The following is a 25,659-nucleotide window of genomic DNA, read 5'->3' on the forward strand; positions in this document are numbered from 1 at the left end:
CGGCTAGCCTGACGCCGTGACATCGCCCGCCGGTCCGACGAGCCTGCCCGCGCCTCCCCCCGGGCCGGACGCGCCGCTGCCCGGCGTGTTCGTGTCCCTCGAGGGCGGCGACGGTGCGGGCAAGTCCACCCAGGCGCGCCTGCTCGGGGACTGGGCGCACGGCCTCGGCCGCGAGGTCGTGCTCACGCGCGAGCCCGGCGGCACCGAGCTCGGCCGGCTCCTGCGGGACGCGGTGCTGCACGGCGACCACGTCGACGCGCGGACCGAGGCCCTGCTGTACGCGACCGACCGTGCGCACCACGTCGCCTCGCTCGTGCGGCCCGCGCTCGCGCGCGGCGCGCTCGTCGTCACCGACCGGTACCTCGACTCGTCGGTCGCCTACCAGGGCCACGGCCGGGACCTGGGTGCCGACGAGGTCGAGCGGCTCTCGCTGTGGGCGACGGGCGGGCTGCTGCCCGCCGTGACGGTACTGCTCGACGTCGACCCGGTGCTCGGCCGCTCGCGCCTCACCGGCAGCCCCGACCGGCTCGAGCGCGCGGGCGACGAGTTCCACCGACGCACCCGCCAGGCGTTCCTCGAGCGTGCCGCGGCCGACCCCGCCCGGTTCCTCGTCCTCGACGCGACCACCGCACCCGACGAGCTGGCCCGCGCGGTGCGCGAGCGCGTCGCGCCGCTGCTGGGCGTGCCCGCCGAGCCCGTGGCGGGGGGTGCCGCGTGAGCGTCTGGGAGGGTCTCGTCGGGCAGGAGCCCGCGATCACGGAGCTGCAGCGCGCCGTCGTCGACCCGCAGGCCATGACGCACGCCTGGCTGTTCACCGGCCCACCCGGCTCGGGCCGCTCCAACCTGGCCCGCGCGTTCGCCGCCGCGCTGCAGTGCACCGAGGGCGGGTGCGGGCGGTGCCACGCGTGCACCACCGTCCTGGCGGGCACGCACCCCGACGTGAAGGTCGTCGCGACCGAGGGCGTCAACATCCTCATCGACGCCGTGCGCCCGCTCGTCGAGCTCGCGCAGCGGTCGCCCGCCGAGGGACGCTGGCGCGTGATCCTCGTCGAGGACGCCGACCGGCTGGTCGAGAAGACGTCGAACGTCCTGCTCAAGGCGCTCGAGGAGCCCGCGCCGCGCACCGTCTGGATGCTGTGCGCCCCCAGCCCGCAGGACGTGCTCGTCACGCTGCGCTCGCGGTCGCGGGCCGTCGCGCTGCGCGTGCCGCCCGTGGCGGCCGTGGTGGACCTGCTGGTCCGCCGCGACGGCATCGACCCGCAGGTGGCCGAGGTCGCCGCGCGCGCGGCGCAGAGCCACGTGGGCATCGCGCGCCGGCTCGCGCGCGACCCCGAGGCCCGGCGGCGGCGCGCCGAGGTGCTGCAGATCGCCGCGCGCATCCGGGGCGTGGGGGACGCGGTGCTGGCCGCGGGAGACCTGGTCGCGACCGCGCAGGCCGACGCGAAGGCCGCGACCGAGGAGCGCGACGCCGCCGAGCGTGCCGCGCTGCTGCGCACGCTCGGCGCCGAGGGCGCGGCGACGCTCCCGCCCGCCGTGCGCGGTCAGGTCCGCCAGCTCGAGGAGGACCAGAAGCGCCGGGCCACGCGCGCGCAGCGCGACGTCCTCGACCGGGCGATGCTCGACCTGCTGTCGCTCTACCGGGACGTGCTCGTCGTGCAGCTCGGCGCCGACGTGTCGCTGGTCAACCTCGACCACGCCGAGACCGTGCGCGAGCTCGCCGCGGCCGCCACGCCCGAGCAGACGCTGCGCCGCATGGACGCGATCGGGACGGCCCGCACGCGGCTCGAGGGCAACGTCGCCCCGCTCCTGGCCGTCGAGGCCATGGCGATCGCGCTGCGCCCCCAGGCCTGAGCCGCACGAGAGCGACGCGCACGCGCTCGTCGCGTCGACGGGCCGGGCCGTCCACATCCGGGGGTGGGGCGCCGCTCGGGCGGGGGTGGTGCGGTTACCGTGTGCGGGTGCTTCGTCCCGCTCGCGCCGGCTCCCGCTCCTCGACCTCCCGCCGATCCTCGTCCCGGTCCTCGACCTCCCGCCGATCCTCGTCCCGGTCCTCGTCCCGGTCCTCGTCCCGGTCCCCGGTCGCGGCCGCCGGCTCGCGCCGCGGCGTCCTGACGGGGGTGCTCGTCGTCATGGCGCTCGTCGTCGCGGGCTGCTCGCCGACGACGAAGCACCAGTCGTCCGTGCAGACCACCGCCGGCTCCGCGGCGACGTCCGCCCCGGACGCCTCGAGCGCGCCGGACGCGGACCTCGAGCGGTTCTACTCCCAGCGGCTCGAGTGGGAGGACTGCGACGCGGGCGAGTGCGCGACTGCCGTCGTGCCGGTGGACTACGCGGACCCGGGTGGCGAGACCACGAGCCTCGCGCTCGCGCGCAGCCGCGCCTCGGGCGACCGCATCGGCTCGCTGCTGCTCAACCCGGGCGGCCCCGGCGGGTCCGGCCTGGACTTCCTGGCGAGCGCGCGGGACACGGTGAGCGACGACGTGCAGGAGCGGTACGACCTGGTGGGCTTCGACCCGCGCGGCGTGCAGCACTCCGAGCCCGCGATCGCCTGCTACGACGGCCCGCAGATGGACGAGCTGACCGCGTTCGACGCGGACTACTCGACGCCCGAGGGCGTGCAGGCCGCGATCGACCGCTACGCGGACTTCTCGCAGGCGTGCCTCGAGCGCACGGGCCCGCTGCTCGGGCACGTGGACACCGTGAGCGCGGCGCGTGACCTGGACGTGCTGCGTGCCGCATTGGGTGACGACCGCCTGCACTACCTGGGCTACTCGTACGGCACGCAGCTCGGCGCGACGTACGCGGCGCTGTTCCCCGGCAACGTCGGGCGCCTCGTCCTCGACGGTGCGATCGACCCGACGCTCACGCCCGAGCAGTCGGCGCTCGAGCAGGCCGTGGGCTTCGAGAACGCGCTGCGCGCGTACGTGACGGACTGCCAGGCGGGCGCGTCGTGCCCGCTCGGCGGCGGCGTCGACGACGGCATGCAGCAGGTCCGGCGCCTGCTCGACCGGGCGCGCTCCGCACCCCTCGACACGGGCGACGACGACCGCCCCCTCACGCAGGCGCTCGCGTTCACCGGCATCGCGGTGACGCTGTACTCCGAGTCGTACTGGAGCTACCTGACGTCCGGCCTGCGCGCCGCGATCCAGGACGACGACGGCTCGGTCCTGCTCACGCTGTCCGACGCGTACTACAACCGCTCGTCGGACGGCACCTACTCCGCCAACCAGACCGAGGCGTTCTGGTCGATCGGCTGCGCCGACGGACGCCCCACGGCCGACCCGGACGAGATGGCGGCTGAGGCCGAGCGCATCGTCGCCGCGGCGCCGACCGTCGGCTCGCTGTTCACGTACGGCGGCGTGCTGTGCGCGCAGTGGGCCGTGCCCGAGGTCGGTGGGCTCGACGACTACTCCGCGACCGGCGCCGCGCCGATCCTCGTCGTCGGCACGACGAACGACCCCGCGACGCCGTACGAGCAGGCCGTGGCCCTCACGTCGATCCTCGACTCGGGCGTGCTGCTGACCTACGAGGGCGAGGGGCACACCGCGTACGGGCGCTCGAACGACTGCGTCACCGAGAACGTCGACGCGTACCTGCTGGACGGCGAGGTCCCTGCGGAGGGCACCCGCTGCTGACGCGCCGACGGCCGGTGGTGGGCCCCGGGCGGACCGACGACGGCTCGCTTTGGAGACCCGGCACCCCTACGGGTACAGTGGGCGCGCTCGCCGGACCGGCTGGTCCTGACCAGTCCCGGCAGCGCCGCCTTAGCTCAGTCGGCAGAGCGTCTCACTCGTAATGAGAAGGTCTGGGGTTCGATTCCCCAAGGCGGCTCCACCAGGAACCCGCGTCTGACCAGCCATCTCAGGCTGGAACGGCGCGGGTTTCGTGTCTCGCGGGCGGGCGGGGCGGTCGACCGTTGCCGGCACCTCGAGACGTTCGACCGCCGATTCGATGTCGGTCGATGTGACACGATCGCGGTGTGACCACGACGCATCCCCTGGCGACCGACCCCGCCGACGCATGCCTGTGCGAGGCCCCCGTGGGTGCGATCGACCCCACGCGTGCGGCGGAGGTGGCGAAGACCTTCAAGGCGCTGGCCGATCCTGCGCGCGTGCGCCTGCTCTCCATCATCGCCTCGGCGCCGGGTGGTGACGCCTGCGTGTGTGACCTGACCGAGCCCGTCGGGCTGTCGCAGCCGACGGTCTCGCACCACATGAAGATCCTCGCGGATGCGGGGCTTGTCACGCGACGCCAGCAGGGGAGGTGGGCGCACTTCGCGGTGGCGCCCGGCGCGCGTGAGCTTCTCGGTGCGTCAGCAGACGCGGTCCTCGGCCGGCGCTGAGAGCCGCCGGCGGCGACGGCGGGACCTTGGTCGCTTCGACGTTTGTCGATGCGTCGATACGTTCGAGGGGTCACGTCACTCTCGTCGAAGGATCTGGTCATGCCGTCCATCCGCGTCTTCGAACCTGCCCTGTGCTGCAACACCGGCGTCTGCGGTCCTGACCCGAGCGAGTCCCTCCTCGCGTTCACGGCTGACCTCGACCACGTGGTCACGCGGGGCGCCGATGCCGCTCGCCACAACCTCGCCAACGACCCGGCGGCGTTCTCCCAGGTGGAGCCGGTCCGTGAGTTCCTGCGCGTGTCCGGTTCCGACGGCCTGCCCGTCGTCGTGGTCGACGGCGCGATCGTGCTGACGGGGCGCTACCCGACGCGAGCCGAGCTCGTGCGGTACGCGGGCCTCGAGCCGGGCGGCGTGCTCCCGCTGACCGCCGTGACCTCCGCCGGCGGTGGCACCTGCTGCGGCGGCTCGTCGTCCTCCTGCTGCTGAGGGGGCGTGATGCGCTACCTCGACGACCCTGCCCGCGTCCTGCTGCTCACCGGCAAGGGTGGCGTCGGCAAGACGTCGCTGGCGTGCGCCTCTGCTGTCCGGCTTGCTGACCGTGGGCGGCGGGTCCTGCTGGTCTCGACCGACCCCGCGTCCAACGTCGGACAGGTCTTCGGCATCACGATCGGCAACCGCATCACGCCGGTCCCCGCCGTGCGCGGCCTCGATGCGCTGGAGATCGACCCGGCTCAGGCGGCGGAGGCCTACCGCGAGCGCATCATCGGCCCGGTGCGGGATCTCCTGCCGGCCAAGGAGATCGCCGAGATCACCGAGCAGCTGTCCGGCTCGTGCACGACGGAGGTCGCCTCGTTCAACGAGTTCACGTCGCTGCTCGCAGACCCCGAGACGACGGCCGCCTACGACCACGTCATCTTCGACACCGCGCCCACCGGTCACACCTTGCGGCTGCTGCAGCTGCCCGGTGACTGGACGACGTTCCTCGACGGTGGCAAGGGCGACGCCTCGTGCCTCGGTCCGCTGTCCGGCCTGGACCAGGCGCGCGCGGTGTACGCGGGCGCGGTGGAGGCGCTGACGGACCCGACGCGGACCGCACTGGTGCTCGTGGCTCGCCCGCAGCCGTCGAGCCTGGCCGAGGTCGCCCGCGCGGCAGAGGAGCTCACCGCGATCGGCATCGCGCCCGCGGCGCTGGTGATCAACGCCGTCCTTCCCGTCGATGCGGCCGACGACACGCTCGGTGCGGCGATCCGCGAGCGCGAGCAGGCGGCACTGGCCGAGATGCCCGCCGGTCTCAGGTCGATCCGGCGCGACGAGGTGAGCCTCAAGCCCGTGAACGCGGCGGGGCTCGAGGCGCTGCGCGCGCTGCTGGACGACGCACCCCAGGGGTCGGCGGACGAGACGTCCGACCTGGAGGACGTCGCGGCGCCGGGTCTCGACAGGCTGGTCGACGAGCTCGCCGCCACCGGCACGGGGCTCGTCATGACGATGGGGAAGGGCGGGGTCGGCAAGACCACCGTCGCCGCCGCGATCGCCGTGGCCCTCGCGGACCGAGGTCTGGACGTCCATCTCACGACGACGGACCCGGCGGGGCGCATCGACCCCGCGCTCGCCGAGGTCCCGGGCCTGCGCGTCTCACGGATCGACCCTGTGCAGGCCGTGGCGGACTACCGCGCTCGCGTGATGTCCACCAAGGGCAAGCGGCTCGACGACGCCGGGCGCGCTGTGCTCGCCGAGGACCTCATGAGCCCGTGCACCGAGGAGATCGCGGTGTTCGAGGCGTTCTCCCGGGTGGTGCACGAGTCGAGCAGACGCATCGTCGTGATGGATACCGCGCCCACCGGCCACACCCTGCTCCTGATGGACGCGACCGGGTCCTACCACCGAGAGATCGCACGTCACATGGCCGAGGGCGTCTCCTACACCACACCCCTGATGCGGTTGCAGAACCGGGACCACACCCGGGTCATCGTCGCGACCCTTCCGGAGATGACCCCGGTGCTGGAGGCCGAGGAACTGGCCGCGGACCTCGAGCGGGCCGGGATCCATCCGTGGGCGTGGGTGGTCGACCAGTCGCTGGCTGCGGCCCGGCCGAGGAGCGCGCTGCTCCGCCGGCGCGCCCAGGCCGAGCGCCCTTACCTCGACCGGGTCGAGATGCTCGCGCCTCGCCACGCGGTGATCGCGCTCCAGGCGGCCGAGCCGGTCGATGCCGAGGGCCTCAGGGCGTTGGCGACGAGCTCATCGGTGCTCGGCTCGACCGCGACCGGCTGAGCCGCCGGCCTGCCCGATCCGACGATGACGAGGTCGCGCACGCTCGTCATGCGCTGACCGGCTGGACGCCGAGCTGGTCCAGCAGGCCCAGGACCCGCGTGCGGATCTCGTCACGGATGGGGCGGACGGCCTCGATGCCCTGGCCGGCCGGGTCGTCGAGCTTCCAGTCCTCGTAGCGGACGCCGGGGAAGTAGGGGCAGGCGTCGCCGCAGCCCATGGTGACCACGACGTCGGAGGACTGCACGGCGTCGGCGGTGAGGATCTTGGGCTGCTCGGCAGCGATGTCGATGCCGACCTCCGCCATCGCAGCGACGGCGACGGGGTTGACCTGGTCGGCGGGCATCGAGCCGGCCGAGCGCACCTCGACGGCGCCGCCGGACAGTGCCGTGAGGAAGCCCGCGGCCATCTGGGAGCGGCCGGCGTTGTGCACGCAGACGAACAGGACGCTGGGGGAGTCGGTCGTGGTCATGGGTGTGCTCCTTCAGGGTGTGGTGGGTGTCGAGCTCGACGCCAGGGACTCGATGCGCTCGCGCAGGTGCTCGCGCAGGGGCGGATGCCGTCGAGGTCCCAGCCTGCGGGGTCGGGCAGCGGCCAGGTCTCGTAGCGGACGCCGTCGACCTGCGGCAGGACGAGGGAGGGCTTGAGTGCGACGACGACGTCGGCGGCCTCGACGGCCTGGCGTGTCAGGCGCGTCGGGGTGCGGCCGGTCCAGTCGACGCCGACCTCGGCGAGCGAACCGATGACGACGTCGCTCACGTGGTCCTCGGGCTCCGTGCCGGCCGAGGCGACGCTCAGGCGACCGCCGCCGATGGCCTCGGCGAGCCCGGCGGCGAGCTGGGAGCGGCCGGCGTTGTGCACGCACACGAACAGCACGTTGATCATCGCGCCAGGACCGCCTTCGGCGGTGAGGCGTCGGCCGAGCGAGGGTGGGGCCGACGGCCGTTCGGAAGAGGTCACGCCGACATGTTGACCGGCGGCGTGCCACTCAGTCAAGATTGACTCAATGAACACTGAGTGGATGCGTCAGGTCGAGCGCCGTGCGGCCCTGCACGGGGCCCTGTCCGACCCCGGACGTCTCGCGGTCGTCGACCTGCTCTCCCGCGGCGACGCCTCTCCGTCGGAGCTCGCCGCCGAGCTGTCCATGCCCTCGAACCTGCTCGCGCACCACGTCAACGTCCTCGTCGAGCACGGCCTCGTCGAGCGCACCCGCTCCGAGGGCGACCGGCGCCGCACCTACCTGCGGCTCCTGCCGACCGAGCTCGGACCGTTCACCACCGCGCTCCCCAAGCCGCCGCGCGTGCTGTTCATCTGCACCGCGAACTCCGCCCGCTCCCACCTCGCCGTCGCCCTCTGGCGTCGCGCGAGCGCCATCCCCGCCGTCTCCGCCGGCACGCGCCCGGCCTCCGCCATCGCCCCTGGCGCGGTCGCGGCCGCCGGTCGTCACGACCTCGACCTGCGCGACCAGCACCCCCAGCACCTCGACTCCGTGCGACGCGAGGACGACCTCGTCATCACCGTGTGCGACCGCGCCCACGAAGAGGTCGGCCTGACCGCGGACGTCCACTGGTCCATCCCCGACCCGGTGCCCGCCGGCACCGACGACGCGTTCGACCTCGCCGTCGCCGAGCTCGGTCGCAGGGTCGGCGACCTCGCACCGCGCCTCGTCATGTCCTGACCCTCAGGAGGTGCGGCGACGTCCAGCACGCGCCCCGCCCTGACCGTCGACCAGCAGGACGCACTGCTGGCCGCACCCGTGCGCCGCCAGCGGGAGCAGGCGGCTTCGTCGTGCGCCCGGGCGGGGAGAATGGCGGCATGTCCTCGAAGCCTCGGTCCGTCCTCGGTCGCGTCCTGCGGGACCGGCAGGTGCTGTCCGCGCTCGCCGCGGGTCTGGTCATCGGTGTCGCCGCCGTGTTCTCGGCGCCTCGCTACCCGTGGCCGTTCGCGCTGATCGGCGTCGTGTGGCTCGTCGCGACCGTCGTGCGCGTGCGCGCGGCGGCCGTGGCGGCGCGAGTCGAACCGCCGGCCGCGCCGCCCGCCGAGTCGCCCGCTGAGCCGCCCGCCCAGCCGGAGGCGACGACGGACGAGGGGCGCGCGCCGCAGGCGTGAGACTTCGCCCGCTGCGGGGGTGGTGAGCCCACCCGCGCGGTGGTGCCATGGAGGGGTGAGCGTGCCCACGGGTCCGCCGGCGACGCCCGACCAGGTCGTGGCGCAGGTCGAGGCGCTGCGCGCGCAGGTCCGGGCGGCGGTCCCGCCCCGCACGGACGACAACCTGCTGATCGGCACGTGGAACCTGCGCGCGTTCGGTGACGTGAGCCCCACGTGGGCCGCCGGACCGCGCACGTCCCCCAAGCGGGACTGGACCGCGGTCGCGCTGGTCGCGGCGGTCGTCGAGCAGCTGGACGTCGTGGCGCTGCAGGAGGTGCGTCGCTCGACCGGGGCGCTGCGGTTCCTGCGCTCACGGCTCGGGCCGACGTGGCGCGTGCTCGCGTCCGACGTCACGGAGGGCAGCGCCGGCAACGGGGAGCGGCTCGCGTTCCTGTACGACTCGTCGCGCGTCGAGCCCTCGGGCTCGTGGGGGAGATTGTGCTCCCGCCGGTCGCGGGGCGGGCCGCCGACCAGTTCGCGCGCACCCCGTACGCGGTGGGGTTCGAGCGGGTGCGGGCCGCCGGGGACGCGCGGGAGCCGGTGTCGTTCGTCCTGACGACCGTGCACGTGCTGTGGGGGACGCCCGCCGCGCGCGTGGTGGAGATCGAGCAGTTCGCGCAGTGGATGCGCCGGTGGGCGGACCGTGAGGACGACTGGAGCTCGAACCTGCTGGTGCTCGGGGACTTCAACCTCGACCGCCTGGGCAACCCGCTGTACGAGGCGTTCGTCTCGACGGGTCTGTGGGCGCCGAGCGAGCTGGACCAGGTGCCGCGCACCATCTTCGACGACGACAACGACCGGCACTTCTACGACCAGGTCGCGTGGTTCTCGGAGCCGACGGGCGCGTCGCTGCTCGAGGGGCTGACGTACACGCGCCGCGCGGGCGGGTTCGACTTCCTCCCGCACGTGTTCCCTGGCCTGTCGCGCACCGAGGTGTCGTGGCGCGTGAGCGACCACTACCCGCTGTGGGTCGAGTTCGCGGTCGCCTGACGCGGGGCCGGCGGCCGCTCGCTACAGGACCGTCGGGCAGGGGCCGACGACGACGGGCTCGCCGATCGGGCAGCCCGCCGCGCCCGTGCGCGCGCCGCTGGAGAAGCGGTGGGCCACGACCATGCCGGGCATGCGCGAGTCGGACGCGAGCACGACGACCGCGTGGTCGGCGCCGAGCGACGCCGCGGTGTCGTCCGGCGGGACGGCGCCGAGCCCGGGCAGGTGCGCCGCGGCGTCGTCGTCGAGCGGGACGACCCAGCCGATCGCGGCGCGCAGCCCGATGCCGTCCGCGACCCACCGCTCCGCGAGGCCGAGGGCCTCGTCGTTGTCGGCGTGGAACCACTTGACGTGCACGTTGGTGCCGTCGTCGCGCAGCGCGAACGGCGCGGGCCCGTCGGAGATCGCGTGCGTGAGGCCGCGGTCGAGCGCGCGCAGCGCGAGGTTCTGGGCGTCGACGGACGGCACGTACGGCAGCTCGCCGGGCGTGCGGTAGCGCACGACGGGTTCGTCGGGGAGCTCGGCCGCGCCGCGGGCGTGGGTCGCGCGGCGTCCGCGCGGGGCGGTGTCGGGCGCCGGCTCGACGGGGTGGTCCGGGGCGGCGTACGCGTGCTCGGGCTCCCATGCGTGCTCGTCGGGGACGGGCGGGCGCGGCGCGGGGACGTGGTCTCGCACGTGGTCCTGCACGTCGACGGCGGGCTCGTGCGGCTCGGGGGCGGCGGGCGCGGCCTCGGCCGCGGCGAGGTGCGAGGCGGCGGCGCTCACGTAGCGCTCGAGCCACGCGGCGTCGCCCTCGACCTCGGTCGGGTCGGGCTGGGCCGGGTCGGTGGGCCCGTGACCGCCCGCCGCGCGCTCGTCGGCGCGCGCGGCGCCGTCGGCCCAGCGGCGCCGGACGTCGGCGAACGGGACCACCGCGGCCGACCCGTCGGTGGACAGCAGCGCGGGCGAGGCCGACGGCCCGTCGACGTGCAGGACCCACCGCGCGGCGGGCGCGGACGCGCGGATGAGGTCGCCCACGCCGACCGCGATGGACGTGATCATCGGGCTCGGGTCGGGCCGCTGCCCCGCAGGCGTCGTGACCCACGCCGCGTGCGCGGCCTGCAGCAGGTCACCGAGGCCCTCGACCGTCGCGACGGGCGCGCCGCTCGCGGCGAGGTGGCCGCGCAGCCGGTCGAGGTGTCCGCGCTCGTCGGCGGTGAGCTCCCGCATCCCGGCGGCGGCGAGCGCGGCAGCACCCGCCGCGGGGATGGCGGAGGCTTCGGTCATGCCGATGCCATCGGCGTGCGACCTGTGCCGCTTGAGCGGACCGGGGCCGATGTGCGCGAGTTGCACCCGGACGGGTCGCACGGGCCGGGTGGTCCGTGCGTTGCGTCCGGTTCCTCCACCCGGCACACTCGCCCGATGGCCTCCGGGACCTCACGCCGCACGGCCCACCGCACGGCCCGACGCACAGCCCGCCGGGTGGCGGTGGCGGGCGCCGTCGTGCTGTGCGTCCTCGCCGGTGCCGCCGTCGGGGTCGGCGTGCTGGACGGGCGCCGGGACGCGGCCGCGGCGGACGCGCAGGCGAGCGCGTCCGCGAGCGTCGCGGCGCAGGCGCTCGCCGACGACGCGGCCGCGCGCGAGGTGGCGGCCGCACGCGCGTCGGCCTCGCTCGCGGCGACGACCCGGCAGGAGGCCCGGTCCGCGCTGCTCGCCGCGGTCGAGGACGGCGGTGCGACGCTCGACGCGACCGACGGCGAGGTGGCCGACGACGCGGTGCGCGACGCGCTCGCGCAGGTGCTGCAGCGCGCCAAGCACGCGCTCGAGTCCACGCCGCAGGACGCGGAGGCGGGCGAGGGCGGCTCGGCGGGCGGGGGCGGGCCGGCGGGAGAGGGCGGGTCGGTCGCCGCGCTGCGCACGCTCGCGGCCGAGGTCCTCGCAGCCCGCGCCGCGGTCGCCGCGTCCCACGAGGAGTGGGTGGCCGCGCGCGCGGCGCGGGCCCGCGAGGCCGCCCGCACGCCCGCGCCACCACCGGCCGGCCGCGACCCCGGCGGGTCCGACGACGACCGGTGCCGCACCACGTACGACGGCCCGCCGTTCTACACGTCGCCGCCGACGAAGGGCGGCGACGGCTCCAACGGCAGGCTGCCGGGGTCGATGCTCGCGGCCACGTCCTGGGGCGTGGACCCGAAGGGCACGCGGTACTACCTGCGCACCGAGGCGACCGCGGCCCTCGAGCGGCTCAACGTCGCGTTCCGCGCGGAGTTCGGGCACGACCTCGACCTGGACCTCACGTACCGGGACTACGCGACGCAGGTCGCGATGCGCGAGGCGCTCGGCTCGATCGCGGCCCGGCCCGGGACGTCGAAGCACGGCACGGGGTACGCACTCGACGTACCCGAGCTGCCGTGCGAGTACGGGTACGGCACACCGCAGCACACGTGGCTCGTGGGCACGGGGCCGTCGTTCGGCTGGGTGCAGCCGTCGTGGGCGCGCCAGGGCGGGAGCAACCCCGAGTACTGGCACTTCGAGTACGTGGGCTGAGCCTCAGCCCTCGTCGTCGGCCTCGCTCGCCGGCTTGCGCGCGCGGGACGGCTGCACGCGCGGCGGCTCGCCGGGCATCTTCGGGGTGCCTAGCCCGTAAGCGCTGTGCACGACCTGCGGTAACGCTCAGTCCGGTGGAGCGTTGTGGGCGAGGTTATCGGGCGAGCCTCGAGTCGCGCCTGTGAGTGCCCCATTCGTCGAGAGGAAGCCAGCCATGAGTGCCAGGGCCAAGTCCGCCATAGCTCGCGAGGTCACGCTCGCCTCCGGAGTCGTCGGCGCGTTGTGCTGCGAGTGTGGCACTTTCCGGACGTGCCGACGGCCGCGTGGGGTGTACGCGTCGGGGGACATCACGCGAGCGAGGGAGATGCTCGCTTGGATCGAAGGAAAGATCGCCGATTCGCGTGCACGCGGCCGGCGCATCACCAACTCGCAGGAGGCATGCCTTGCGTTCTGGCGCGAGCGGGTGGAGCGGCCGTACGAGAACCACACGGGAGACCTGCGCTGCAGCACGTGCGGGCGCTCGACGAGGCACGCGCTGGTGCTCGGCGCGGGCACCGCGGCGCGGGACGAGACGGAAGGGCGCTAGCGGCAGCGGAGGCGACCCCCGATGAGCTCGCTCGACGCCAGGGGTACTCGCTTTTCGAGTACCCCCTCCTCGCGGTGTCGGTGCCGTCAGCCTGGCTGACGGCATAGCGGCGTCCCTGATAGTGGTGTAGGCGCGGGGCCCGTGCTCGTCGTAGACGACAGCACGGTCACCGCGTGATCCTTCGAGTGAACCTCTCACAGCACTCTCGAACGGAGCATCACGATGACCGCACCTCGCATTGTCGACCCTTCGGCCGTCCTGGGCCAGGCCCTCGCGGAGGCGTCCCCGGACCTGATGAGGCACCTGCTCGGCACGGTGATCAACTCGCTGTTGTCCGCCGAGGCCGACGCGGTCTGCGGCGCCGAGTGGGGCCAGCCGTCGCCCGCGCGGACGAACCAGCGCAACGGCTACCGGCACCGGGACCTGGACACCCGCCTCGGCACGATCGACGTCGCGATCCCCAAGCTGCGCACGGGGTCCTACTTCCCCGACTGGCTCCTCGAGCGCAGGAAGCGCGCCGAGGCCGCCCTGATCTCGGTCGTGGCGACCTGCTACCTGCTCGGGGTGAGCACCCGCCGGATGGACAAGCTGGTCGAGTCGTTGGGGATCACGTCGTTGTCGAAGTCGCAGGTCTCACGCATGGCCACCGACCTCGACGGGCAGGTCGCCGCGTTCCGCACCCGGTCGTTGCTCGACGCCGGCCCGTTCACGTTCGTCGCCGCGGACGCGTTGACGATGAAGGTCCGCGAGGCCGGACGTGTCATCAACGCCGTCGTGCTGGTCGCCACCGGCGTCAACGGTGACGGGCACCGCGAGGTCCTGGGCTGCACCGTCACCACAGCTGAGACCAAGGAGGCGTGGAACGTGTTCTTCGCCGACCTGGTCGCCCGCGGACTTGCCGGGGTCCGGCTGGTGACCTCCGATGCTCACCGCGGCCTGGTCGAAGCCATCGCGGCGAACCTGCCCGGAGCCGCCTGGCAACGCTGCCGCACCCACTACGCCGCCAACCTCATGAGCACCTGCCCGAAGAACTCGTGGCCAGCGGTGAAGGCGATGCTCCATTCCGTCTATGACCAGCCCGACGCCGACTCCGTGAACGCGCAGTTCGACAAGCTCCTGGACCAGGTCACCGCGCCCCTGCCGGCCGTGGCCGAGCACCTCGACGACGCCCGGGCGGACCTGCTCGCGTTCACCGCGTTCCCCAAGGAGATCTGGCGGCAGATCTGGTCGAACAACCCTCAGGAGCGGCTGAACAAGGAGATCCGCCGGCGCACCGACGTCGTGGGGATCTTCCCCGACCGGGACTCCATCACCCGCCTGGTCGGCGCGGTCCTGGCCGAGCAGCACGACGAATGGGCCGAAGGCCGACGCTACTTCGCCCTGGACGTCCTGCACCGCGCCCGCCTGAACCTCATCACCACCACCGACCCCGACCCCCAGGAGCAGCCCCTCGCACTGTCCGCCTGAACCTCCGAGGATCACGCCCGACGGCTACACCACTCCCAGGGACTTGACCGACGGCATCCGGGTCGACCCTGTGGGTCGCCTCCCGCGTCGCCTCATCGCCTCGGGGAACCTGGTGGCAGACTCGCGGTCATGGTTAACGACCACCGCTTGTCTGATCGATCGCGGCCCGAGAGCGCTGGCCGGTGTGAGTGCGGCGGGGTGATCGAGCGTCGTCGTTCGAGCGCGGCAGTCCTTGCCGATCCGCACCGGGTGCGCGTAGAGGACTCGTGCTCGAAGTGCGGGTCCATCACGGTCAACTACACGAGCTCGCATGCCTGACGCCGGCGAAGCCCGAGTCAGGCCCGGCCCGCCCGGCCACACCGTCATGGCGTGGTTCGACGAGCGCCAGACTCACGACCTGCGCTGCGAGTGTGGGTGGGAGCTCCGCGTCGCGAGCCGTGACAACGTCACAGCGGGGATCGTCGCGCGCGTCGGTGCGGAGACACACCAGGCGTTGGCGGCCCATGCCGGGCGCCTAGAGCATCCCTGACCATCGGCGTCCTCCTGCCACTCGAGGCCGCCTCGAGCTGGGCGCCTAGTCTTTTGGGGGCGCCAGTGCCATTACCGCGCTCGGCCCACGGACTCTCTCCCCGCGAGGGAAAAAACCCCGGGAGCGGGTCTGGCGGACCGTCGGGCACCCCCCTGGGCTCTGTGTGTGAAAGCCGTGGGCCGAGCGCGGTAATGGCGCGCGCGCGCCTAAAGACCGGGGCTCAGGGGTTCACCACCGGCCTTCCGACGCGCGGCATGACGTCGACGCGGATCGTCTTGCCGCTGAGGGCGTTCTCGATCTGCCGCACGACGCCGGACGCGTCCGTCGTGACCTTGACCGTCGCCGTGTAGTTGCCGTTCTGGATGGCCCGGAGCCGACGCTCGGCCTCGGCCGAGTCGAGCGTGACCCCGGTCTCGATGTCGTCGGGGAAGTCGACGAAGGTGTTGATCAGGTCGCGCGCGTCCTTCTCGGTGAGCCCTGCCTGCTCGGCCAGGTCGACGAGCCTGGAGTACATCGCGCGCTGGGCGTCGTCGACCGTCTTGGCGCTGGCACCGTTGGCCTTGAGCGCGTCGGTGTAGTCGGCGGCTGCGGACGCGGCATCGAGGATCGCCTGCCGGTTCGCGCCGAGGTTCTTCCCGTTGGTCTTGATCGCGTCCGCAGAGGACTTCACCGCGTCCTTATATGCCGCCTCGGCGTCGGCCGCCTCTCGCGTCGTCTCGGCGGTCGCCTTCATCGCGGTCCGCCCTGCCTCGACCGCCGCACGCGCCTTGTCCTGGTTGTCGACGGTCTTGCCGAGCGCCTCGGACATGCGCTCGATCTCCTGGCGGCGGGTGTTGATCTCCTCCCACGCCGCCTGGTTCGTCTGGCCGGTGATCGCTTCCTGATCCGTGAGGCGCCGCTGCGCCTCCTCGTTGTCCGCGGTCGCCTTCTCGAGCTTGCCGTAGACCACCGCGAGCGCCTCGGCGTCGCCCGCCCAGGCGCGCAGCATCGTCCCCATGGAGACGCCCGCGAACTCCGCCTGCTCCTTCACCGTGTCGAAGCTCGTCACGGCCTCGTCGGCGCCCGTGACGATCTTGTCGACCTCGCCCTGGATGAAGCTCTCCGACAGGAAGTCGTTGCCCGACTCCTTCATGTCGGCATACATGTCCTGGATGGCCTTCTTGGTGGCCTCTGCCTTCGTCTTCCAGGCGTTGTAGAACCCGCCCGCCGTGGCGGCCAGACCGCCGAGCGCGAGGCCGTACCCAGGGATCGAGGCCGCCAGCCCGCCGAGCGTGCCCTGGACGAGGTCGACGGCCGAGTCCATGTCGCCCGAGAAGCTCGACGTGACCTCGGAGAAGTTCTGCTTCGCCTCGTCCTTGAACTCGGCCACAGACTCGCTCGAGCGGCGCGTGCCGTCGGTCATGCCGTCGCCGAGCTCGCGGCTCGCCTTCTCCGACGCCTCGCGCGCCTCCTTGAGCGCGTTGACGAGGTCGCGGTCGATCGTGCGGGCGGCGTCGTCCGCAGCGTCCTCGATCTTGTCGAGCGCGCGGTCGACGTCCTTCGACGCGTCCTCGACCTTGTCGAGAGCCTTGTCGACCTGCTCGAGCGAGTCCGCTACCGCTTCGAGCGACCGCTCCGCATCCTGAGTCTCACCGTCGATCCGGATCTTGATCGGGTCACCGGCCATCTCGGTTGCCTCCTTCTCAGTTCTTGGGTGTGGGTCCCCGAGCTGGGCGCCCGCACGGCGTGCGCCGCGGGGCGCCCAGCGGGGTTCGCGCGCTGGGGGGTCATCGGCCCGGAGGGGTCCTCGCCGCCCATCGATCCCGCTGCCGTTCCACGCACGTCGCGGAGCGGGTGACGTTGACGCGCTGGATCAGGAGGCGCCGCCCTTGAAGTACTTGAAGGCCGAGGCGTCCATGGGGTGGCCGTCGGCGCGGAGCACCGCGCGGAAGGCGACCTGGTCGGTGTCGAACAGGAACTCGTCGGAGCGCTCGAACCGGATGCCGTTGACGATCCGGACCCAGTAGCGCGACCAGTCGCCGAAGATGACGGACTTCGCGTCCACGGCCATGGTCGGGACGAACGGGTCGACGTACCAGGGCGCCGGCGAGCTCGCGAGCCACTGGTGCCCGACGAGGTCACCGGAGCTGGTCTTGAGGTTGCGGACCGCGTTCTGCGTGTTGTTCCGCGCCAGGAAGCCGACCGCCGGCGACTGCGTGTAGGGCTCGGCGACCGAGGCGTAGAGCGAGTTGAGCAGGTCCGTTCCCTGGCCCGCGGTCGCCTGCGTGCCGAACCCGCCCGTGACGCCGGTCGGGCCGGTGACACCGAGGGTCGAGGCCGACAGGACGCCCTCGGGCTGGCCGGTGCCCGTGCCGTTGATCAGGTGCGCACCGAGCGCGAGGCCGAGCGCCTGCCCGGTCTGGCGCGCCAGGTAGGCGACGAAGGCGGGGATCGAGTCCTCGACCAGCTCGCGGCTGCACTTGATGAGCACGCCGTACTTGTACGACCGGAACGTCACCTGGTCGAACGTCGGGTCCGTCCCCGTGATGGCGGACGCCTCGGTGACGAGCGCGGCCGTCGGCGGCGCCGTCTCCCGCGGCACGACGAGGTCCTCGCCCGTGGAGGTGGTGAGGACGGTCGCGCCGGCGGCGATGACGCCGGACGTCTCGGTCATGCTCGTGATGATCTGGTCGTAGAACGTGGTGGGCACGACCTTGCCGCCCGTGCCGGCGCCCTTGGACAGCGCGCGCGCCTCGGCGCCCGGCTGCCACGTGAACGTGCCCGAGCGGGTCGACGTGACGTTCACGGGCTCGTTGGACCGGCCGAGCGCGAGGCTGCGCAGGTGCTCGCCGTAGTCCAGCTCGTCCCCGGCGCCGCCTGCGCTGACGCCGAGGCGCCGGAAGGTCGCGTCGATCTCCTGCGCGACGTTCTCGCGCTGCTCGATGTCGGCGATCCGCTGGCGGACCGCCGAGAGGTTCTCGGTCAGCGCGTCGAAGCGGCGCGACTCGTCGGACGTGAGGTCCCGGGCGGCACGCTCGGCGACGTCCAGCAGGCCGGTCGCCTCCTCGCGCAGCGACTGCTCGCGGGTGCGGAGCTCGGTGAGGGTGGGGTTCATGGGGTACTCCGATCACAGGAGCGCCGCGCGGCGGCGGCGAAGGTTGAGGGTGGGGGTCTGGGTGCGGTTCGGGGACGCGTCGGGCGACGCGCCGGTCAGCGGTGCGGCGCGGTGCTCGGCGACGAGCGCTCTGTACTCGGCCCGCTCGTCGTCCGTCATCGGCGTCATCTGGCCGCCGTGACGGGCGGCCCGCGCCTCGCACCAGCGCATGATGGCGTCGGAGACGTCCATGCGAGAGCGCCGCTCGATGCCGAGCGTGCGGTCGTAGTGGTTCGCCAGCCGTCGCTCGTCGCGGGTCATCGGGCGGCCCGCGGCTCGGGCCATGAGGTCCGCGCGGCCGGCGAGTGCGCGGCGGCGCGAGACGAGGTCATCCATCAGGACTCCTCAGAGGTGGCAGGGTCATCGGTCGCGCGAGGTTCACCATCGAGCGCGTCGTGGGCGGATGACCGGCCCTGCAGGCCGGGCGGATCGCCAGCCCTCGTCCTGCTGGCTCCCAGCGTACCGGGCAGGGGTACCGCGGTCACGCCGATGACACGCGCGAAGTCGTCATCGAGCCGCTGCCGTCGGCGACGCGCCTCAAGCCCTGCCTCGTGCAGCACGTCGACCAGAGACGCCCACAGCGCCTCCGTATCCCGCCGATCGGGGAACGCGGCCGACGCGTCGCGCTGCTGAGCGAACAGGTGGCACAGTGCCGACCTCTCGCGGTCCCGCAGCCCGACCGCGGCCTCGAACAGGTCGTCGGCGCCGCTCACAAGTCGCTCCGGGTGCCGACGACCTCCGGGCCGTGCACCAGAGCGACCAGCGCCAGCGCCTCGGCGTCACGCGCACGGACGGCGGACGCGTAGTCCCGCAGTGGCATGAGGTTCTCGTCCCAGGCGACCTGCCGCGCGGTCCTGTCCTCGCCAGGCGGGAGATCCTCGATCAGCCGCCCGATGGCGAGCAGCTCCCGCCGGACGTGTTGAACGCGGCTCTCATGCGTTTCCCAGTCGATGTCGGTCATGAGTGGTCCTCCGTCAGGTTGCTGGTGTCGGCCGCCGGCTCGCAGCCCGGGTGTGAGGTCTCGCCGACGAGTGCGAGCGCCGCGTCGAGCCGCTCGCCGCACGTCGAGCAGGAGGCGTCGCGTAACCGCGTAACCGTTGTTACCGACGTCTCGGGCGACGGGGGGAGGTAGCGCGCCCATGCGTCGGCGAGGTCGGCGGCGTCGTAGCCCTTCGCGACGCTCCCGTTGATGCGCATCGTCCGTGGGCCGATCCCGTACTTCGACAGCCGCCGGGAGAGGCCTCGTGCGTCCAGTGCCTTGCCGCGGATGTCGCCCCACGGTGACTCGTCCATCTCGACGAGCTCGTCCAAGATCGCTTCGGTGCGCAGCCGCTCGGCGCCGGCCGCCTCGAACACGGCGCGCAGGTCCCGCAGCAGCAGGACGCCGATCGACGGTGCGCGCTCCTGGGACCTGCCGACGAGGTGCACCGCCGCGGCGCGTGCGCGCTCGGGCCAGGTGTCTCCTGCGAGATCCGCGACGGCCAGGAGTGCCTCCCAGACGTCGGCCGCCCGGTCCTCGACGCCCGCGGGCATCTCGGGCCAGCGTTCGCCCGCGAGGTGCCGGACTCGGCCTGCCCACTCCCGCAGACGCTCGCCGAGCATGTCGGCATCCGGCCCGCAGGTGCGCAGGCGCCAGGGCTCGACGCTCTCCCCGGGTGCGCGACGTCGCATCCGGACGACGACGGAGCGGGTCATGATCGTGTCGGGGAGGTCGTCCAGTCCTGCCAGCGCGACCGCCGCGTAGGCTGGCAGCTCCTCGGTGAGCACCTCCTTGCCACGGATGACACACCGCCCCGCCATCGCCCCTCGACGGTGGCCGGCGTTGAGCATCCCGCGGAGCTCCTCGTTGTCCTTCGCCTTCGGCCCGAAGATGGTGTCGATCTCGTCGAAGAGGATCGTCGGAGGCCCGTCGGGGTCTGACACCTTCCGGAAGAGGTAGGCGGGGGTGGCGTTCACCGCATGGACTGGCCGGGGGACGAGTGGTTCGGTGACCTCGAGCGCACGGGACTTGCCGCTACCAGGCTCGGGGCTCAGGAACGCGATCCGCGGCGTGGACTCCCACTGGTCCATGAACCACGTGTGCGCGATCCACAGGACGTGTGCGACGCGCTCGTGCTCGCCGGGGTAGACGACGAAGCGGGCGAGGAACGTCTCGACGTCCTGCAGGAGCGCCCACCCGTGATCGCGGAAGTCGGTTACGTCGGTAACTCGGTAACTCGGCGCGGTGGGCATGATCGGCCACTCGATGCTCATGCCGGCACCTCCCGCGGCGCCAGGCGCGCCTCGAGCTCCCAGCGCTCCCAGCCGTCGTCGGCGCACGAGTGCCACTCCTTGCGCAGCTCGGCGAGCGTCAGGCCGAAGGGCAGTGCGCGACGGAGGTTGACGGAGGGGTCGGGATAGCGTGTCCACAGGTCCGGGCGCGGTCGCCCGGGTACGCTGGCTGCAGGCCGCCACGCCTCGGATGCCGCCCCCGTCGGGCGGCGTTCGTCTGTCTGGATCACGCGGCGTCACCGCCTGCGTGGCGCGAGCGCCGAGCCTGTGCGGACCGCAGCGCGAGCCGCTGGTAGTACGCCTTGCGCTTGTGCTCGGCTCGGCGCGTGCGCTCCGCGGGGCTCAGGACCCCGTCGGGGTCGACCTCACGCTCGAACTTGGCCAGCAGGGCGCGGCGTGCGGGAGCGGTGCGCGCAGACCGGTCGGGGGTTGCCGCCCACGACTCGTGCGCCGCGAGACTCGCGACGAGAGAGCGTTCGGCGGGGGTAGGTGCGGGCATGGCGACGTCCTTGGGATCGTCGCTCCTGTGCCCATCGTGGAGCCGTCTCGCCCTTCTCGGGCGGGGGCCTGCGCTGCCGAGACTACTGCACAGCGCTCGGGCGCCGTCGGAACGACACGCCGGAGGCGCCACGGCCCTGCCGGTCGACCCGAGGACGATCACCGCGCAGCATCGCTGCGACGTCGATGTTCAGGAGGTCGCCACACGGGCAGGTCGCCGGCACGCCGTAGTCGGTGGCGTCGCCGACCGCGCCGCGGGTCACGACCGCCCACTCGTCGGTCACACCGTCACGCGTGACCGTGCCCATGCGGACCTCGACCCGGTCTCCGTACGCACGCGCGATGGGGTGACGGCCCTTGTTGAGGCAGCGCGCCTCCTGGATGACTCGATCGTTCACACTCGGTCCCCTCGCTTCATCCGTTGCGCTGCCGCCTTGGCCCTGGCGTCGGCTGCGCTCGCGCCGTAGCGCTCGAGCATGGCGTCGGACGACCATCCGGCGAGTCGCTTGAGGTCGCGCTCCTGGCCGCCGTTCATGAGGAAATCGTGCGCGAAGGTGTGCCGGAAGCGGTGGGGGTGCAGGTCGGCGATCCCCGCGGCGAGCCCGCGCACTCGGACGATCTCCCGCACGCCGTCCGTCGACAGGGCGCCACGCTGCGACAGGAACAGGGCGTCGAGGTGCGCCCACCGGCTCGACGAGCGGATCCGCAGGTAGCGGTCGAGCGCCTGCGCCGTGCGGTCGCCGAAGTAGACCGGGCGGACCCTGTCTCCCTTGCCGTGAACCATCACGTACCCGTCGTCGAGCTGCTTGCTCGTCAGCACGCGCATCCCGCACAGCTCGGAGACGCGCACCCCGCAGTCGAGCAGGACTCGCACGATCGCCTCGTCACGCCGGCTGACGAAGTCCTTGCCGTGGCACGCCCTGACTAGGCGCACGAGCTCGTCGTCCGACAGGACCGGCACCGGCTTGGCCCGCGGGACGTCGAGCCGGACGCCCTCCATCGGCGACTTGGCGATCTCGTCCTCGGCGACGAGCCAGGAGCAGAACCGGAACAGACCGCGGTAGCGGGTGCGGACGGTCGACGCCTCGCGGTCGGCCTGCAGGTCTGCGAGCCAGTCGACGATCTCGCGCCGGGTCAGGTGGTCGAGCGTCGCGGGCTTCCCATGCGACTCGAGCCAGCGGGCGTAGAACTCGACCGACTGCCCGTACAGCCGCAGCGTGCCGGCGGCCTTCCCCTCGGCGCGCAGGTAGCGCGCGAAGGACGTCGCCAGGTCGCGCAGAACGGTAGCCACGACGCTAGGTTATCAGGGGAGTGAGCGCTATGCTCACACCCAACGCAACGCCCTACGGAGTGTTCTCGCTGGTGGGACGCCTTGCGCGGCTCGGTTGGACCCTGGTCGGCTCGCCCGGCATCTTCGGGTACTCCGGCGGGTACGGCAGGTCCCCGTGCCCCTCGTCGTGCTCCTGGCGCTGCGCGAGCTCGAGCAGCGAGTCGATCGAGAACCGCCCGGGGGCGTGCGCCGCGAGGGGCGCGAACAGGTCGCCCACGGCGGCGAACCGCGCGGGCATCGTCGTCACGTCGAAGTCGTCGGGGTGCACGTCCGCGACCTCGTCCCAGGTGAGCGGCGCCGAGACCGTGGCGCGCGCGTTCGTGCGCACCGAGTACGCCGACGCGATCGTGCGGTCGCGGGCCATCTGGTTGTAGTCGACGAAGATCTTGGCGCCGCGCTCCTCCTTCCACAACTTCATCGTGACCTCGCCGGGCAGGCGGCGTTCCAGCTCGCGGCCGAACGCGATCGTCGCGCGGCGGGCCTCGACGAACGTCCAGCGCGGCTCGATCGGCACGAACACGTGGATGCCGCGCCCGCCGGACGTCTTGGGCCAGCCCTCGAGGCCGTGCTCGGCGAGCAGCTCGCGCACGTGCGGGGCGACGCGCGCCGCGTCGGAGAAGTCGGTGCCGGGCTGCGGGTCGAGGTCGATGCGCAGCTGGTCGGGACGCTCGACGTCCTGCGACGTGACGGGCCACGGGTGGAACGTGAGCGTGCCGAGGTTCGCGGCCCACGCGACGACGGCGAGCTCGCCGGGCGCCACCTCGTCGGCCGTACGGCCCGACGGGAACGCGATCCGGGCGGTGCGCACGTAGTCGGGCGCGCCCGCCGGGACGCGCTTCTGGTAGAACGCGTCGCCCGACGAGTCCGCGCGCGTCGCGAGCCTCGCACCCTCGAACACGCCCTTGGGCCAGCGCTCGAGCGTCGTCGGACGGTCGAGCAGCGCGCCGAGGATCCCGTCCCCGACCTGGACGAAGTACTGCACGACGTCGAGCTTCGTCAGCCCGCGCGCCGGGAAGTAGACCCGGTCCGGGCTCGACACGCGCACGGTCCGGCCACGGACGTCGATCTCGGTCGCGGGAGTCTTGGACGGCATGTCCACAACCTAGGTGTCCCAGGTTACGCGCGTCACTCGGTGATGGCACGATGCCCGCGTGCCCACCACGCAGACCCCCGCGTCCGGGATCCCGCGTGTCCACGATCGGGACGTTCGACCGGCGGAACCGCGGATCGTCGTGCACCCTGTTGGCGTGGGCGAGGTGAGGGACATCCGGAGCGCGGCGAGCGTGCGTCTGCGCGCGCCCGAGGTACACGACGAGCTCGTGCTCACGGCGACCCCCTCGGCGCCCCGGACCGCGCGGCACTGGGTCATGCAGATCGCGGCGGACGCGGGCATCGGCGGCGCCGCGAACCAGGTCGCGGAGCTGCTGACGGGAGAGGTCGTCGCGAACACCGTGGTGCACGGTCCGCACGACAGCGACGTGGTGGTGCGCGTGACCGTGACCGCCGGCGTCCTGCACGTCGAGGTCACGGACCACGGCGGCGGCACACCCCACCTGCGCCGCACCGAGCCGACCGCGCCCAACGGGCGTGGCCTGGCGATCGTCGACGCGCTGTCGTCCGCGTGGGGCACCACGCACGAGCCCGGCCGGACCGTCGTCTGGTTCGAGGTCGACGACTCCTGACCCTCGGGCGGCGTGCCGCGGCGGGTCGGGTCGACGGCCGCCGATCGGTGCCCGAGGCATCCTCATGGGAGGATCGGGGCCATCCCCCGCAGGTCGCGCGAGGTTTTCGCCTGCTCCGGCGCGCGCGCGGAACCGGACATTCGCGTAGTTTCGCCACCGGGGGGCCGACGAGGAGGGACCACCGATGAGCGACACCGACAGCACCACCCGGATCGCGCGGCTGCCGCAGGTCACCGCGGAGGTGCGGGACGACGGCACCGGGCAGATCTCGGTCGACGGGGTGATCGAGCGCATCCGCATGGCCAACCTCCAGGAGGCGGGCGCGGCGATCACCGAGCGGATCGCCGCGATCGCCGGTGAGGTGGGTGCGCCCGTCCCCGTCCAGGTCCGCGACCCCGACGGCATGTGGTCGCTGCTGATCCACCCGGACGGCCTGGTGGACGAGGCTCCGGCGAACGACGCGGCGGGTGCCGCGGCCGCCGAGGCCGCCACGGTCGCCGAGGCCGCGCTCGCGGCCGCCGACGGAGTCGAGGTGCCCGCGCCGGGTGCGGTGCCGGGATCCGGTACGAGCGCCCTCGACGCCGAGCTCGCCGGGCCCGCCGCGGCCGCGTCCCTCCCGGGTGCCGCCCCGACCACCACCGGCGCACCGTCGCCGAGCGCAGGGTCCTCGCCGAGCGCAGCCTCCCCGACGAGCGCAGCCTCCCCGACGAGCACCGGGTTCCCGACGAGCGCAGGGTTCCCGACGAGCGCAGGGTCCCCGACGGGCGCAGGGTCCTCGACGAGCGCAGGCTCGACGAGCGCGGACCCGGCGAGCCCGGCAGCCTCCGCCGCGGGCGCGACGAGCGTCGACACGCCGCCGCGCGAGGCCGAGCGCACCTCCGCGACGCTGCCCACGCTCGACGACCTGCTCGCCAAGCGGCACCAGGCCTCGACGGGTCCCGCGGAGCAGGGCTGGCGCGCCGGCCTGCGGCGCGCGACGTTCGGTGGCGTCAAGCTCGGTCCGGGGCGCGCGGAGCAGCAGCGCCGCGTGCAGACCGCCGCGGTGCGGCGCACGTTCGACGGCCCGCGCACGGTCGTCGTGCTCAACCCCAAGGGCGGCGCCCACAAGACGACCGCGACCATGCTGCTCGCCGCGACGTTCGGCCTGCAGCGCGGCGGCTACACGCTCGCGTGGGACAACAACGAGACCCGCGGCACGCTCGGCTGGCGCTCGGCGCACACCGACCACCAGCACACCGCGGTCGACCTGCTGCAGGCGCTGCCGTCCCTCGGTGGTGCGGCGACGGTCCGGGTGGGCGACCTCGACGGGTACGTGCGCACGCAGACGGACGAGCAGTTCGACGTGCTCGCGTCCGACGAGAGCGCCGGGTCGGCGTCGTCGATGGACGCGGCGTCGTTCGCCGCGCTGCACCGGGTCCTGTCGCGGTTCTACCGCGTGCTGGTGATCGACACGGGCAACAACATGCGGGCGTCGAACTGGCAGGCGGCGATCGACGCGGCCGACCAGGTGGTCGTCGTCTCGACGATCCGCGAGGACACCGCGCAGTCCGCCGCGTGGGCGCTCGACGCGCTGCGTGCGACGGGCAACGACGACGCGGTGCGCCGCGCGGTGACGATCCTGTCCGCGCCGGACCGCAAGATCGACAAGGACCTGCGCAAGCGGCTGCGCAGCCACTTCGGGGCGCTGACGCGCGCGGTCGTGGAGGTCCCGTACGACCCGTCGCTCGTGTCCGGCGGGCCGATCGCGTACGAGTCGCTGCGTCCCGCGACGCGTGACGCGTGGCTGCGCGCGACCGCGATCGTCGCCGACGGTCTCTGACCGGCGGCCGTGCGCGTCGTCGGGCGTGCGGCCGGACGAGGAGTCTGCGGCGAGGTGTGCAAGAAGCCTCGGTCTCGCG

26 protein-coding genes and 1 tRNA gene are annotated in these 25,659 nt (G+C 73.3%); 14 read left to right on the plus strand and 13 right to left on the minus strand.

What is annotated here, in order from left to right:
• The first annotated feature begins 43 nt into the window (after window positions 1–43).
• The 7 genes from tmk (at window position 44) to arsA (ending at window position 6,610) form a co-directional block, all read left to right on the plus strand.
• Window positions 44–718 (plus strand): dTMP kinase, encoded by a 675-nt coding sequence (gene tmk, locus CBP52_RS15535; protein ID WP_094182438.1) that lies wholly within the window; start codon window positions 44–46, stop codon window positions 716–718.
• Window positions 715–1,851, plus strand: coding sequence for a DNA polymerase III subunit delta' (locus CBP52_RS15540; protein WP_094181724.1), 1,137 nt, complete (start codon window positions 715–717; stop codon window positions 1,849–1,851). Before tmk ends, CBP52_RS15540 begins: the two co-directional genes overlap by 4 nt.
• Window positions 1,852–2,117: 266 nt before the next feature.
• The gene (locus CBP52_RS15550) at window positions 2,118–3,635 is read left to right on the plus strand and encodes an alpha/beta hydrolase (protein ID WP_232514537.1); all 1,518 of its coding nucleotides are present in this window, start codon (window positions 2,118–2,120) and stop codon (window positions 3,633–3,635) included.
• Between the two features lie 123 nt (window positions 3,636–3,758).
• Window positions 3,759–3,834: transfer RNA gene (locus CBP52_RS15555), tRNA-Thr, on the plus strand.
• A 205-nt stretch (window positions 3,835–4,039) separates the two neighbouring features.
• A complete protein-coding gene (locus CBP52_RS15560; RefSeq protein ID WP_307722673.1) occupies window positions 4,040–4,342 on the plus strand; it encodes a metalloregulator ArsR/SmtB family transcription factor in 303 nt (100 codons plus the stop codon).
• A gap of 99 nt (window positions 4,343–4,441) precedes the next feature.
• A complete protein-coding gene (gene arsD / locus CBP52_RS15565; RefSeq protein ID WP_094181727.1) occupies window positions 4,442–4,828 on the plus strand; it encodes an arsenite efflux transporter metallochaperone ArsD in 387 nt (128 codons plus the stop codon).
• 9 nt (window positions 4,829–4,837) lie between these two features.
• On the plus strand, window positions 4,838–6,610 hold the full coding sequence (arsA, locus tag CBP52_RS15570) for an arsenical pump-driving ATPase (RefSeq protein ID WP_094182440.1): 1,773 nt from the start codon (window positions 4,838–4,840) through the stop codon (window positions 6,608–6,610).
• Between the two features lie 46 nt (window positions 6,611–6,656).
• Here arsA and CBP52_RS15575 read toward each other — a convergent pair whose 3' ends face one another.
• Both CBP52_RS15575 and CBP52_RS15580 read right to left on the minus strand, forming a co-directional pair.
• Entirely contained in the window at window positions 6,657–7,079 is a 423-nt protein-coding gene (locus CBP52_RS15575; RefSeq protein ID WP_094181728.1) for an arsenate reductase ArsC, read from the minus strand.
• The gene (locus CBP52_RS15580) at window positions 7,076–7,603 is read right to left on the minus strand and encodes a low molecular weight phosphatase family protein (RefSeq protein ID WP_232514538.1); all 528 of its coding nucleotides are present in this window, start codon (window positions 7,601–7,603) and stop codon (window positions 7,076–7,078) included. Before CBP52_RS15580 ends, CBP52_RS15575 begins: the two co-directional genes overlap by 4 nt.
• A 10-nt stretch (window positions 7,604–7,613) precedes the next feature.
• On the opposite strand from CBP52_RS15580, the gene CBP52_RS15585 reads away from it, so the two are divergent.
• The 3 genes from CBP52_RS15585 (at window position 7,614) to CBP52_RS15600 (ending at window position 9,745) form a co-directional block, all read left to right on the plus strand.
• The gene (locus CBP52_RS15585; protein WP_094181729.1) at window positions 7,614–8,285 is read left to right on the plus strand and encodes a helix-turn-helix domain-containing protein; all 672 of its coding nucleotides are present in this window, start codon (window positions 7,614–7,616) and stop codon (window positions 8,283–8,285) included.
• A 137-nt stretch (window positions 8,286–8,422) separates the two neighbouring features.
• Window positions 8,423–8,716, plus strand: a complete 294-nt coding sequence (locus CBP52_RS15590; protein ID WP_094181730.1) for a hypothetical protein — start codon at window positions 8,423–8,425, stop codon at window positions 8,714–8,716.
• A 465-nt stretch (window positions 8,717–9,181) separates the two neighbouring features.
• Window positions 9,182–9,745 carry a hypothetical protein gene (locus CBP52_RS15600; protein ID WP_157732678.1) on the plus strand — a complete coding sequence of 188 codons (564 nt, stop codon included), beginning with the start codon at window positions 9,182–9,184 and terminating at the stop codon, window positions 9,743–9,745.
• A gap of 21 nt (window positions 9,746–9,766) precedes the next feature.
• Here CBP52_RS15600 and CBP52_RS15605 read toward each other — a convergent pair whose 3' ends face one another.
• On the minus strand, window positions 9,767–11,008 hold the full coding sequence (locus CBP52_RS15605; RefSeq protein WP_157732679.1) for a hypothetical protein: 1,242 nt from the start codon (window positions 11,006–11,008) through the stop codon (window positions 9,767–9,769).
• Between the two features lie 135 nt (window positions 11,009–11,143).
• On the opposite strand from CBP52_RS15605, the gene CBP52_RS15610 reads away from it, so the two are divergent.
• Together CBP52_RS15610 and CBP52_RS15620 are read left to right on the plus strand one after the other, a co-directional pair.
• Window positions 11,144–12,265 carry a D-alanyl-D-alanine carboxypeptidase family protein gene (locus CBP52_RS15610; RefSeq protein WP_094181734.1) on the plus strand — a complete coding sequence of 374 codons (1,122 nt, stop codon included), beginning with the start codon at window positions 11,144–11,146 and terminating at the stop codon, window positions 12,263–12,265.
• A gap of 808 nt (window positions 12,266–13,073) precedes the next feature.
• Entirely contained in the window at window positions 13,074–14,318 is a 1,245-nt protein-coding gene (locus CBP52_RS15620; protein ID WP_094181174.1) for an IS256 family transposase, read from the plus strand.
• Window positions 14,319–15,067: 749 nt separating this feature from the next.
• Here CBP52_RS15620 and CBP52_RS15630 read toward each other — a convergent pair.
• The 10 genes from CBP52_RS15630 to ligD all read right to left on the minus strand — a co-directional run bounded on the left by CBP52_RS15630 (window position 15,068) and on the right by ligD (window position 23,172).
• Window positions 15,068–16,513 carry a hypothetical protein gene (locus CBP52_RS15630; protein WP_094181737.1) on the minus strand — a complete coding sequence of 482 codons (1,446 nt, stop codon included), beginning with the start codon at window positions 16,511–16,513 and terminating at the stop codon, window positions 15,068–15,070.
• Between the two features lie 186 nt (window positions 16,514–16,699).
• The gene (locus tag CBP52_RS15635) at window positions 16,700–17,941 is read right to left on the minus strand and encodes a phage major capsid protein (RefSeq protein WP_094181738.1); all 1,242 of its coding nucleotides are present in this window, start codon (window positions 17,939–17,941) and stop codon (window positions 16,700–16,702) included.
• Window positions 17,942–17,953: 12 nt separating this feature from the next.
• On the minus strand, window positions 17,954–18,316 hold the full coding sequence (locus CBP52_RS15640; RefSeq protein ID WP_094181739.1) for a hypothetical protein: 363 nt from the start codon (window positions 18,314–18,316) through the stop codon (window positions 17,954–17,956).
• Window positions 18,316–18,693 carry a hypothetical protein gene (locus tag CBP52_RS15645; protein WP_094181740.1) on the minus strand — a complete coding sequence of 126 codons (378 nt, stop codon included), beginning with the start codon at window positions 18,691–18,693 and terminating at the stop codon, window positions 18,316–18,318. The genes CBP52_RS15640 and CBP52_RS15645 overlap by 1 nt, the downstream gene beginning before the upstream one ends.
• Entirely contained in the window at window positions 18,690–18,941 is a 252-nt protein-coding gene (locus CBP52_RS15650) for a hypothetical protein (RefSeq protein WP_094181741.1), read from the minus strand. The genes CBP52_RS15645 and CBP52_RS15650 overlap by 4 nt, the downstream gene beginning before the upstream one ends.
• Complete coding sequence (locus tag CBP52_RS15655; protein ID WP_094181742.1) at window positions 18,938–20,233, minus strand: DUF3631 domain-containing protein; 1,296 nt, start codon at window positions 20,231–20,233, stop codon at window positions 18,938–18,940. The genes CBP52_RS15650 and CBP52_RS15655 overlap by 4 nt, the downstream gene beginning before the upstream one ends.
• A 244-nt stretch (window positions 20,234–20,477) precedes the next feature.
• Complete coding sequence (locus CBP52_RS15665) at window positions 20,478–20,750, minus strand: hypothetical protein (RefSeq protein WP_094181744.1); 273 nt, start codon at window positions 20,748–20,750, stop codon at window positions 20,478–20,480.
• 82 nt (window positions 20,751–20,832) lie between these two features.
• On the minus strand, window positions 20,833–21,147 hold the full coding sequence (locus CBP52_RS15670; protein WP_094181745.1) for a hypothetical protein: 315 nt from the start codon (window positions 21,145–21,147) through the stop codon (window positions 20,833–20,835).
• Window positions 21,144–22,040, minus strand: coding sequence for a tyrosine-type recombinase/integrase (locus CBP52_RS15675; protein ID WP_094181746.1), 897 nt, complete (start codon window positions 22,038–22,040; stop codon window positions 21,144–21,146). Before CBP52_RS15675 ends, CBP52_RS15670 begins: the two co-directional genes overlap by 4 nt.
• Window positions 22,041–22,092: 52 nt before the next feature.
• Entirely contained in the window at window positions 22,093–23,172 is a 1,080-nt protein-coding gene (ligD, locus tag CBP52_RS15680; protein WP_094181747.1) for a non-homologous end-joining DNA ligase, read from the minus strand.
• A gap of 154 nt (window positions 23,173–23,326) precedes the next feature.
• Between ligD and CBP52_RS15685 the strand changes: the two genes are divergently transcribed.
• Window positions 23,327–23,761: an ATP-binding protein gene (locus CBP52_RS15685; RefSeq protein ID WP_232514539.1), complete on the plus strand. Its 435-nt coding sequence runs from the start codon at window positions 23,327–23,329 to the stop codon at window positions 23,759–23,761.
• A gap of 184 nt (window positions 23,762–23,945) precedes the next feature.
• Complete coding sequence (locus CBP52_RS15690) at window positions 23,946–25,580, plus strand: chromosome partitioning protein (RefSeq protein ID WP_094181748.1); 1,635 nt, start codon at window positions 23,946–23,948, stop codon at window positions 25,578–25,580.
• Window positions 25,581–25,659 lie beyond the last annotated feature (79 nt).

Source organism: Cellulomonas sp. PSBB021 (genome assembly GCF_002240455.1).
Taxonomy (GTDB): domain Bacteria; phylum Actinomycetota; class Actinomycetes; order Actinomycetales; family Cellulomonadaceae; genus Cellulomonas; species Cellulomonas uda.

Excerpts from the sequence above, each read along its gene's own strand:
- CBP52_RS15640 (WP_094181739.1), bottom strand. The coding sequence starts at position 18,316 with ATGGATGACCTCGTCTCGCGCCGCCGCGCACTCGCCGGCCGCGCGGAC.
- arsD (WP_094181727.1), top strand. The coding sequence starts at position 4,442 with ATGCCGTCCATCCGCGTCTTCGAACCTGCCCTGTGCTGCAACACCGGC.
- CBP52_RS15620 (WP_094181174.1), top strand. The coding sequence starts at position 13,074 with ATGACCGCACCTCGCATTGTCGACCCTTCGGCCGTCCTGGGCCAGGCC.
- CBP52_RS15635 (WP_094181738.1), bottom strand. The coding sequence starts at position 17,941 with ATGAACCCCACCCTCACCGAGCTCCGCACCCGCGAGCAGTCGCTGCGC.
- CBP52_RS15630 (WP_094181737.1), bottom strand. The coding sequence starts at position 16,513 with ATGGCCGGTGACCCGATCAAGATCCGGATCGACGGTGAGACTCAGGAT.
- arsA (WP_094182440.1), top strand. The coding sequence starts at position 4,838 with ATGCGCTACCTCGACGACCCTGCCCGCGTCCTGCTGCTCACCGGCAAG.
- CBP52_RS15605 (WP_157732679.1), bottom strand. The coding sequence starts at position 11,008 with ATGACCGAAGCCTCCGCCATCCCCGCGGCGGGTGCTGCCGCGCTCGCC.
- ligD (WP_094181747.1), bottom strand. The coding sequence starts at position 23,172 with ATGCCGTCCAAGACTCCCGCGACCGAGATCGACGTCCGTGGCCGGACC.
- CBP52_RS15585 (WP_094181729.1), top strand. The coding sequence starts at position 7,614 with ATGAACACTGAGTGGATGCGTCAGGTCGAGCGCCGTGCGGCCCTGCAC.
- CBP52_RS15655 (WP_094181742.1), bottom strand. The coding sequence starts at position 20,233 with ATGAGCATCGAGTGGCCGATCATGCCCACCGCGCCGAGTTACCGAGTT.
- CBP52_RS15575 (WP_094181728.1), bottom strand. The coding sequence starts at position 7,079 with ATGACCACGACCGACTCCCCCAGCGTCCTGTTCGTCTGCGTGCACAAC.
- CBP52_RS15665 (WP_094181744.1), bottom strand. The coding sequence starts at position 20,750 with ATGCCCGCACCTACCCCCGCCGAACGCTCTCTCGTCGCGAGTCTCGCG.
- CBP52_RS15590 (WP_094181730.1), top strand. The coding sequence starts at position 8,423 with ATGTCCTCGAAGCCTCGGTCCGTCCTCGGTCGCGTCCTGCGGGACCGG.
- CBP52_RS15690 (WP_094181748.1), top strand. The coding sequence starts at position 23,946 with ATGAGCGACACCGACAGCACCACCCGGATCGCGCGGCTGCCGCAGGTC.
- CBP52_RS15610 (WP_094181734.1), top strand. The coding sequence starts at position 11,144 with ATGGCCTCCGGGACCTCACGCCGCACGGCCCACCGCACGGCCCGACGC.
- CBP52_RS15650 (WP_094181741.1), bottom strand. The coding sequence starts at position 18,941 with ATGACCGACATCGACTGGGAAACGCATGAGAGCCGCGTTCAACACGTC.